Origin of the sequence: Actinomycetospora sp. (genome assembly GCF_036497585.1) — a bacterium.
Taxonomy (GTDB): Bacteria; Actinomycetota; Actinomycetes; order Mycobacteriales; family Pseudonocardiaceae; genus Actinomycetospora.
This window is the reverse complement of record NZ_DASXJD010000078.1, coordinates 1-8,079: the sequence shown is the minus strand read 5'-3', so window position 1 is coordinate 8,079 and position 8,079 is coordinate 1. Positions and strand designations below refer to the sequence as shown.

General features: G+C 76.2%; 10 protein-coding genes and 1 pseudogene. 6 read left to right on the top strand and 5 right to left on the bottom strand.

Features of this window, described 5'->3' with window-relative positions; all coding sequences use genetic code 11:
* From rpsM to truA, 6 genes are all read left to right on the top strand, one after another.
* The coding region (rpsM, locus tag VGH76_RS07095) for a 30S ribosomal protein S13 (protein ID WP_331555922.1) at positions 1 to 137 on the top strand (137 nt) is incomplete at its 5' end.
* 51 nt (positions 138 to 188) lie between these two features.
* Positions 189 to 599 (top strand): 30S ribosomal protein S11, encoded by a 411-nt coding sequence (gene rpsK, locus VGH76_RS07090; protein WP_286051551.1) that lies wholly within the window; start codon positions 189 to 191, stop codon positions 597 to 599.
* Between the two features lie 20 nt (positions 600 to 619).
* Positions 620 to 1,225, top strand: a complete 606-nt coding sequence (gene rpsD, locus VGH76_RS07085) for a 30S ribosomal protein S4 (protein WP_331555920.1) — start codon at positions 620 to 622, stop codon at positions 1,223 to 1,225.
* A 93-nt stretch (positions 1,226 to 1,318) separates the two neighbouring features.
* The gene (locus VGH76_RS07080; protein ID WP_169186819.1) at positions 1,319 to 2,383 is read left to right on the top strand and encodes a DNA-directed RNA polymerase subunit alpha; all 1,065 of its coding nucleotides are present in this window, start codon (positions 1,319 to 1,321) and stop codon (positions 2,381 to 2,383) included.
* Between the two features lie 83 nt (positions 2,384 to 2,466).
* Positions 2,467 to 3,156, top strand: a complete 690-nt coding sequence (rplQ, locus tag VGH76_RS07075; RefSeq protein ID WP_331555919.1) for a 50S ribosomal protein L17 — start codon at positions 2,467 to 2,469, stop codon at positions 3,154 to 3,156.
* A 56-nt stretch (positions 3,157 to 3,212) separates the two neighbouring features.
* Positions 3,213 to 4,064, top strand: a complete 852-nt coding sequence (gene truA, locus VGH76_RS07070) for a tRNA pseudouridine(38-40) synthase TruA (protein WP_331555918.1) — start codon at positions 3,213 to 3,215, stop codon at positions 4,062 to 4,064.
* Positions 4,065 to 4,072: 8 nt separating this feature from the next.
* On the opposite strand, the gene VGH76_RS07065 is transcribed toward truA, so the two are convergent.
* The 5 genes and pseudogenes from VGH76_RS07065 to VGH76_RS07045 all read right to left on the bottom strand — a co-directional run.
* Positions 4,073 to 4,378 (bottom strand): monooxygenase family protein, encoded by a 306-nt coding sequence (locus VGH76_RS07065; protein WP_331555917.1) that lies wholly within the window; start codon positions 4,376 to 4,378, stop codon positions 4,073 to 4,075.
* A 97-nt stretch (positions 4,379 to 4,475) separates the two neighbouring features.
* Positions 4,476 to 5,195, bottom strand: a complete 720-nt coding sequence (locus tag VGH76_RS07060) for a hypothetical protein (protein WP_331555916.1) — start codon at positions 5,193 to 5,195, stop codon at positions 4,476 to 4,478.
* A 13-nt stretch (positions 5,196 to 5,208) separates the two neighbouring features.
* Complete coding sequence (locus VGH76_RS07055) at positions 5,209 to 6,432, bottom strand: type VII secretion protein EccE (RefSeq protein WP_331555915.1); 1,224 nt, start codon at positions 6,430 to 6,432, stop codon at positions 5,209 to 5,211.
* Entirely contained in the window at positions 6,429 to 7,727 is a 1,299-nt protein-coding gene (locus VGH76_RS07050) for a S8 family serine peptidase (RefSeq protein ID WP_331555914.1), read from the bottom strand. The genes VGH76_RS07055 and VGH76_RS07050 overlap by 4 nt, the downstream gene beginning before the upstream one ends.
* Before the next feature lie 17 nt (positions 7,728 to 7,744).
* Positions 7,745 to 8,079 (bottom strand): annotated as a pseudogene (locus VGH76_RS07045) (type VII secretion integral membrane protein EccD); the annotation flags it as partial.

Sequence of the window (8,079 nt, the reverse complement as noted above, 5' to 3'; positions counted from 1 at the left end):
TCGAGATCGGCAGCTACCAGGGCCTGCGTCACCGCCGGAACCTTCCGGTCCACGGCCAGCGGACGAAGACCAACGCCCGCTCGCGCAAGGGCCCGAAGAAGACCGTCGCCGGCAAGAAGAAGGCCGCCCGCAAGTAAGCGGGAGCCCGCCCCCCTCGCAGTAGACGCAGAACTCGGAGAGAAGCACCGATGCCACCCAGGACCCGCACCGGCGCCGCAGGCGCCAAGAAGGTGCGCCGCCGGGAGAAGAAGAACATCTCCCAGGGCCAGGCGCACATCAAGAGCACGTTCAACAACACCATCGTCTCGATCACCGACCCCTCGGGCGCGGTGATCAGCTGGGCCTCCGCCGGCCACGTCGGCTTCAAGGGCTCGCGCAAGTCGACGCCGTTCGCCGCGCAGATGGCCGCCGAGAACGCGGCCCGCAAGGCGGCCGAGCACGGCATGAAGAAGGTCGACGTCTTCGTCAAGGGCCCGGGCTCGGGCCGCGAGACGGCGATCCGGTCGCTGCAGGCCGCGGGGCTCGAGGTCGGGACGATCTCCGACGTCACCCCGCAGCCGCACAACGGCTGCCGCCCGCCGAAGCGTCGTCGGGTCTAGGGCCGGAGAGGAGAGACACCATGGCTCGCTACACCGGCCCCGCCACCCGCAAGTCGCGTCGCCTCAAGACCGACCTGATCGGCGGCGACAAGTCCTTCGAGCGTCGCCCGTACCCGCCGGGGCAGCACGGTCGGATCCGCATCAAGGAGTCCGAGTACCTGCTCCAGCTGCAGGAGAAGCAGAAGGTCCGCTTCACCTACGGCGTCCTCGAGAAGCAGCTGCGCGCCTACTACGAGGAGGCGAACCGTCGCGAGGGCAAGACCGGCGACGAGTTCCTGCGCCTGCTCGAGTCGCGCCTGGACTCCCTGGTCTACCGCGCCGGGCTCGCCCGGACCCGTCGTGCCGCGCGTCAGCTCGTGGGCCACGGCCACTTCCTCGTCAACGGCGAGAAGGTCGACGTCCCCAGCTACCGGGTGACGCAGTACGACATCATCGACGTCCGCGACAAGTCGCGGAACATGCTGCCCTTCGTGGACGCGAAGGAGTCGTTCGGGGACCGTCCGGTGCCCGGCTGGCTCCAGGTCGTCCCGGACTCGCTGCGCATCTTCGTGCACCAGCTGCCGGAGCGGACCCAGATCGACACGCCCGTGCAGGAGCAGCTGATCGTCGAGTTCTACTCGAAGTAGGGCTCGACCCGCCGCAGCCGGCAGCCTGCCGGCCGCGGTTCCACCGTTCGGCGTCAAATAGCGGATGCCCGAGCACCGGAAGGAACACCAGAAGTGCTGATCTCCCAGCGCCCGGCCCTCTCGGAGGAGCCGGTCGACGAGACCCGGTCGCGGTTCGTCATCGAGCCGCTCGAGCCGGGCTTCGGTTACACCCTCGGCAACTCGCTGCGGCGGACCCTGCTGTCGTCCATCCCGGGCGCGGCGGTGACCTCGATCCGGGTCGACGGGGTCCTCCACGAGTTCACCACCGTCCCGGGGGTGAAGGAGGACGTCACCGACATCATCCTGAACCTCAAGGAGCTCGTCGTGAGCTCCGAGGAGGACGAGCCGGCGACGATGTACCTGCGCAAGCAGGGCCCGGGCACGGTGACGGCGGGGGACATCGTCCCGCCGGCCGGCGTGACCGTGCACAACCCGGACCTGCACATCGCGACCCTGAACGACCAGGGCCGCCTCGAGGTCGAGCTCGTGGTCGAGCGGGGCCGTGGCTACGTCCCCGCCGCCCAGAACAAGGCGTCCGGCGCCGAGATCGGCCGCATCCCGGTCGACTCGATCTACTCGCCGGTCCTCAAGGTCAGCTACAAGGTCGAGGCGACCCGCGTCGAGCAGCGCACCGACTTCGACAAGCTGATCCTCGACGTCGAGACCAAGCCCTCGATCACCCCGCGCGACGCCATCGCGTCCGCCGGCCGCACGCTCGTCGAGCTGTTCGGTCTGGCCCGCGAGCTCAACGTCGACGCGGAGGGCATCGAGATCGGGCCCTCGCCCGCCGAGGCCGACTCGATCGCCGCGTTCGCGATGCCCATCGAGGACCTCGACCTCACGGTCCGGTCCTACAACTGCCTCAAGCGGGAGGGCATCCACACGGTCGGCGAGCTCGTCGGCCGCTCGGAGGCCGACCTGCTGGACATCCGCAACTTCGGTGCGAAGTCCATCGACGAGGTCAAGATGAAGCTGGCCGGCCTCGGGCTGGCCCTCAAGGACAGCCCGCCCGGGTTCGACCCGAGCGCGGCCGCGTCCGACTACCCGTCGGAGGGTTACGACTCCTACGACGGCGGCGGGTACGGGTCGTTCGGCACCGACGACGGCCAGGACTACGCCGAGACCGAGCAGCTCTGAACCACCGAGAGCTCTGACGTACTGCCCCCTCCCCGGCCCACGACGGGCCGGGGAGGAAAGGCGCCCGAGACAGGAGCACAGTCATGCCCCAGCCCACCAAGGGCCCGCGGCTCGGGGGATCCCCCGACCACCAGAAGATGCTGCTGGCCAACCTGGCCACGTCGCTCTTCACCCACGGGCGCATCCACACGACGCGCGCGAAGGCCGAGCGCCTCCGCCCGTACGCGGAGCGCCTGATCACGAAGGCGAAGAAGGGCGACCTCCACAACCGTCGCATCATCTCGCAGCAGATCCGCGACAAGGACGTCGTGCACCGGCTCGTCGCCGAGATCGGCCCGTTCTTCGCCGACCGTCCCGGTGGCTACACCCGCATCGTCAAGACGCTGCCCCGCAAGGGGGACAACGCGCCGATGGCGATCATCGAGCTGGTGAACGAGCGGCTCGCCTCCACCGAGGCGTCGGCCGCGACGCGCTCGGCCGCCAACCGTGAGGTCGGCGGCCAGGCCACGGGTGCCGCGGCCACCGCGGCGACGATCGCGGCGTCGGAGTCCGAGGACACCCCGGCGGACCTCGCGCCGTCGGACGACGCGACGGAGGCCGTCGAGGCCGAGCAGGCCGTCGGCACCGACACCGCGCCGGAGGTCCAGGAGGCCGAGGCCGCGGCCTCGTCGTCGGACGCGTCCGACGAGGACGAGGCGCCCGCGACGATGGCGGAGAACGCCGCGGCGAGCGCCGGTCTCGAGACCGAGGATGACACCGAGGGGAAGTCCTGACCGGACCGACCCCCGAGCACGACCACGGGCCCGCCGTCGATCCCGACGGCGGGCCCGTGGTGGCTGCGGGTCCGGGGCCCCGGCGGATCCGGCTCGACCTGGCCTACGACGGCACCGATTTCGCCGGCTGGGCCCGTCAGCCCGGGCTGCGCACCGTGCAGGGGGTCCTCGAGGAGACGCTCGCGGTCCTCGCGCGCGACCCGGTTGCGCTGACCGTCGCCGGGCGTACCGACGCGGGCGTGCACGCCGACGCGCAGGTGGCCCACGCCGACGTGTCCGCGCCCGGGACCGCGCTGCTCGACGATGGCGCGGTGCCCGCCGGCCTGGTCCGCCGGCTCGCGCGGATGCTCCCTCCGGACGTCCGCGTCCACGCCGTGCGCCCCGCGCCGGAGGGGTTCGACGCCCGCTTCTCCGCGGTGCGCCGCCACTACGCCTACCGCGTCTGCACCGCCCCGTCGGGACCCGAACCCCTGCGGGCACGCGACACCCTGCGCTGGCCCCGGTCCCTCGACGTCGCGGCCATGGACGCCGCCGGCCGCGGACTGCTCGGCGAGCACGACTTCGCCGCGTTCTGCCGTCCCCGCGAGGGCGCGACCACGATCCGCGAGCTCCAGCACCTGTCGTGGGTCCCGGTGGCGGGCGAGCGGGACGTCGTCGAGGCGCGCTTGTCCGCCGACGCGTTCTGCCACTCGATGGTCCGCTCCCTGGTGGGCGCCCTGCTGGCCGTCGGTGAGGGGCGCCGCGGCGTCGACTGGCCGGCGACGTTGCTCGAGCGCCGGGCGCGGGCCTCCGAGGTCCACGTCGTCGCGGCCCACGGGCTGCGCCTGACAGGGGTCGACTACCCCGACGACGCCGGCCTCGCGGCCCGCGCCGCGACGACCCGCGCGGTGCGCACGCTCGGTCCCTGAGCGGGTGTCTAGGGCGCCCCGCCCGCCGCGGTCACCCGGTCCCGCGCGTGGGAGGCACCGGCCATCGGCACCTGCCGCCCGGCCCGGCCGAGGCCGAAGGCGGCGGGCATGTTCGCGTAGACGGCCTCGTACTGCCCTGCCGGCACGAGGTAGGTCTCGTGCCAGATGCCCGTCTTCCCGTGGCGGCCGTAGTAGTTCCGCCAGGCGGCCAGGTGCGGGTCGTCCCGGTCGCGGGCGAAGGCCTCGAGGTGGGCGAACGAGCGCCAGTACTGGACGATCACCGGGTAGCCCATGGACATCCGGGTGGTGGTCACGGCCGCTCCTGACGTTGCGTGTTCGGTCATCCCGTCCTACTCCGGCATTCGTGGGGAGCAATCGGGCGAGCGGGCGACCTCTCCGATGCGTCGGATCTCAGCTGCGCCGAACGGGACCGAGCAGCGCCGTCTCCCGCTCGGCGGTGACCAGGTCGAGGCGCCGCCAGAGACTGCGCCCGAGCACGACGACGCCGTGGTCGGGCAGCGTCCGCAGCGACTCGGCCATCGGCTCGGTGAGCCGCCACAGCCGCGCGGCCAGGTCGGCCTCCTGCGGCGGCATCCGCCCGAGCAGGACGACGTCGGCGTCGTCCGCGGCGTCGGCGACCCCGGGGGACAGCGCGGGGAGCACGAGCAGCGTGGCCCGCCACGGGCCGACCGAGGGTGCCGGGCCGCCCCCGGTGGCGCCGCGGTCGTGCACGGTGAGCAGCGCGTCGGTGTCGCCGGGGCCGCGGATGGCGGCGTCGTCGTCGGGCTGGGCCTCGTCGGTGCCGATCCGTACCCGCCCAGGGTCGGCCGCGGCCCGCGCCACGGGCTCCCAGGCGGGCGGCCGGCCCGTCGTGACGGTCAGGGCCGCACCTTCGGCCACCGCGCGCAGCGCCATCTGCCGCGCCAGGTGCAGGGCGCCGAGCACCACGACCCGGGTGGGGACCGGCCGCAGCAGCGCGAGCGTCACCGGCGCCCCGTCGGCGTCGGCGTCGGCGCCCAGCAGGATGCCCGCCGTGGCGACCGGCGCGGTCAGCGTGTCGAGGGCGCCCGCGCGCAGGCGGACGGTACCCGCCCGCGTCGTGGCGCCCGGGGCCGTCCGGCGCCCGGTCACGCCCGGTACCCGTTCACGTCGAGCCCCCGAGCGGCAGCGTGCTGCGCAGCCCCGCGACCTGCCGCCCGTGCAGCGGCTCGAGCGCCAATCCGCGCGCCCGCCCCGCCGCCACCACCGCGACGCCCGCGTCCGCGAGCGCCTCCGGCGTGCGGGCGCTGACCCGCACGCGAACGGCGACCCCGACGGCCGCGGCGTCGTTGGGCGGGGCCTGGTCGGGGAGCAGCGCGAGGGCGACGGTGGTGACGGCGTCGGGCGCGGCGAGGTCGTCCAGGTCGAGGCGCGCGCCGGGCGGGACGCGCAGGTCGGTCGCGGCCCACGTGGCGTGTCCGACCTCCCCGACGACGACGGCGTCCCACCGTTCGATCACGCCGCTCGGTGTGCGGTCGAGGTCTGCGGCCGCGGCGGTTGCGACGGCATCGCGCAGTCCGTCGCGGTCCAGCGGCCGCACCGGGAGGTCGGCCTCGGCGAGCACCCGGCCGATGCGCGCGAGGGCCCCGAGCAGCGCCCGCCGGGCCCCGAGGACACCGCCGCCGCGCTCGGCGACCGCGCCCGGGCAGCGGTCGGGGTCGAGCCGCACGACGAGCCACGCGCTGCGGTGGGCGGCGTCGGCGAGCGGGCCGAGGACCTCGCGGTGCGCCTGCCGGGCGGGCGAGTCGGCACCGCCCGGCCGGACGTGGCGGACGACGGTGAGCGCGTCGAGGACCACGCCGCGGTCGGCCAGGGTGCCGGCGAGCGCGGCGAGCGGGAACCCGCGCGGCGTCGCGTCGAGCAGGAGGGGCAGTTCGTCGGAGTCGACGACCAGGACGGCGCTCCACGTGCCGTCGTCGGCACCCGCGAGCGCCAGCGGCCGGCCGTCGTGGTCCCGGTCCTCGACCACGGTGATCTCGCCGACGGCGGGGTCGAGGGGGACGAGGCCGAGGCCGTCGGGGGCCGGGCCGTCCGGGGCGGGGTCGGCGGGCGCCTCGCGGGTGCGCAGCCGGTGGCGCAGGGCCAGCACCATCCAGGTCCCGACGAGCTCGCCGCGCACCCGCACCAGGCCCGCGACGAGCGCGAGCGACAGGACGATCCCGGCGACCGGGAGCCCCGCGCCCAGCGCCAGCAGCCCGAGCGCGACAGCGAGGCCCACCTCGACGACGAGGAGCCCCCCGAGCCGCACCGGGCCGGCCCGGGGGAGCCGCCCGTCCACCGGCCCCCGCCCCTCGGCGGCGCGTACGACCGCGCGCTGCGGCGCGCTCACCGGGCGCTCCGGCGCCGGATGAGCAGGAGCGCGGCGACGGCGAGGACGACCACGAGCGCGCCCGCCGCCGCCCAGGCCAGGACGGAGCCGCCGGAGGACGCGGGCGGCGGGGCGGGGGTGGCCGGGACGGGCGCCCGGGCTCCCGCGAGCGCCGCGCGGACGTCGAGCGCGCCGACGCCGACCACGGGATCGCGCCCCGGACCGGCACCCGGCACGGGCTCGGCGGTGTCGACGAGGCGGGCCACGAGCTGTGCGGCCGGCAGCGTCGGGAAGCGGGCCCGCAGCAGGGCCGCCGCCCCGGCCACCCGCGCGGCGGCGAAGCTCGTCCCGGTCACCGGTCCCGGTGCCGAGCCGGGCAGGGTGAGGTCGGCGGTGAGCCCCGCCGAGCGGGAGCCGAGCGCGGCGGGGACAGCACCCGGCGCGGCGAGGTCCACCCACGGCCCGGCGAGCGAGGCCGGGTCCGGACGGCCGGCATCGTCGAGGGCGCCGACGGTGAGGACGTCGCCGTCGAACCAGCCCGGTGCCGGCACCGTCGTCACCCGCTCGCGGGCCTGCGCCGGGTCGTTCGCCGGGCAGGCCGGTCCGGTGTTGCCCGCCGCCGCCACGACGACGATGCCGCGTGCGGCGGCGTCGTGGACGGCGGCCCGCAGCGCGCCCAGGGCCGGGTCGGTGGTGCCGATCAGACCGGCCGCGGGGCGGCACGCGGCCACCGCCAGGGTGAGCACCGCGACGCCGGGCCGGGTAGCGGCGCGGACCGCCCGGGCCAGCGTGGCCTCGTCGCCCGCGCTAGCCCCGTCCGCGGTCGCGGACCAGGCGCTGTCCGCGCGCACCGCGAGCACGCGCGCGCCCGGGGCGACCCCGACGACGCCGTCGTCGGCACCCGGGGACGCGGCCACGAGGCCGGCGACCGCGGTGCCGTGACCGTCGCAGTCCTGCGTGGCCGAGGACCCGGCGACGAAGTCGCCGCCGTCGGCGACCCCGCCCGAGAGCCGCGGGTGGGCGGCGACCCCGGAGTCGACGACCGCCACGGTCACCCCGCGCGCCCCGGCGCCGGGCACCGCGTCCGGCTCCGGGGTCAGCGCGCTGAAGCCGTCCGGGGCGATCCCGACGGGGCAGGGCCCGCGCGGGCGCAGCCCCGGGAGCGCCCCCGGCGCGGACGGCAGGGCGGCGAGCGCCGCCGCGTCGGGCGCGGGAGGCACGGGCGGCGCCACGGCGACGTCCTGGGCGGGAGCGGTCCCGGCGGTCGCGAGCAGCGTCGCGAGCAGGACGGCGAGGGCGGCCGCTCCGCCGGCCATGGCCCGCAGCGGCCGCCTCACAGCAGCCGGACCGCCGTGTAGAGGTCGCCCACCGCGAGCGCGAGCGGGATGACGGCGGCGATCCCGACGCCCTCGAGGAGGTCCACCGCGCGCCGGGCGGCGGGTGAGGAACGACGTCGGGGGAGGGCCGACCCGAGCAGGACCGCGAGCACCCCCACGACGACCGCGGCGACCGCGAGCCCGACCCGTGCGACGCCGGGCGGGGCCGCGGCGACCGCGCCCGCCCCGACGGCGGCGCCGCCGACGAGGGCCCCGGCCAGCAGCACGCTCGCCGGGAGCGCATTGGCGTAGCTGCGCGAGCGCAGGGCGGGCAGTGCCACCAGCAGCACGG

Excerpts from the sequence above, each read along its gene's own strand:
- rplQ (WP_331555919.1), top strand. The coding sequence starts at position 2,467 with ATGCCCCAGCCCACCAAGGGCCCGCGGCTCGGGGGATCCCCCGACCAC.
- rpsD (WP_331555920.1), top strand. The coding sequence starts at position 620 with ATGGCTCGCTACACCGGCCCCGCCACCCGCAAGTCGCGTCGCCTCAAG.
- rpsK (WP_286051551.1), top strand. The coding sequence starts at position 189 with ATGCCACCCAGGACCCGCACCGGCGCCGCAGGCGCCAAGAAGGTGCGC.
- VGH76_RS07050 (WP_331555914.1), bottom strand. The coding sequence starts at position 7,727 with ATGGCCGGCGGAGCGGCCGCCCTCGCCGTCCTGCTCGCGACGCTGCTC.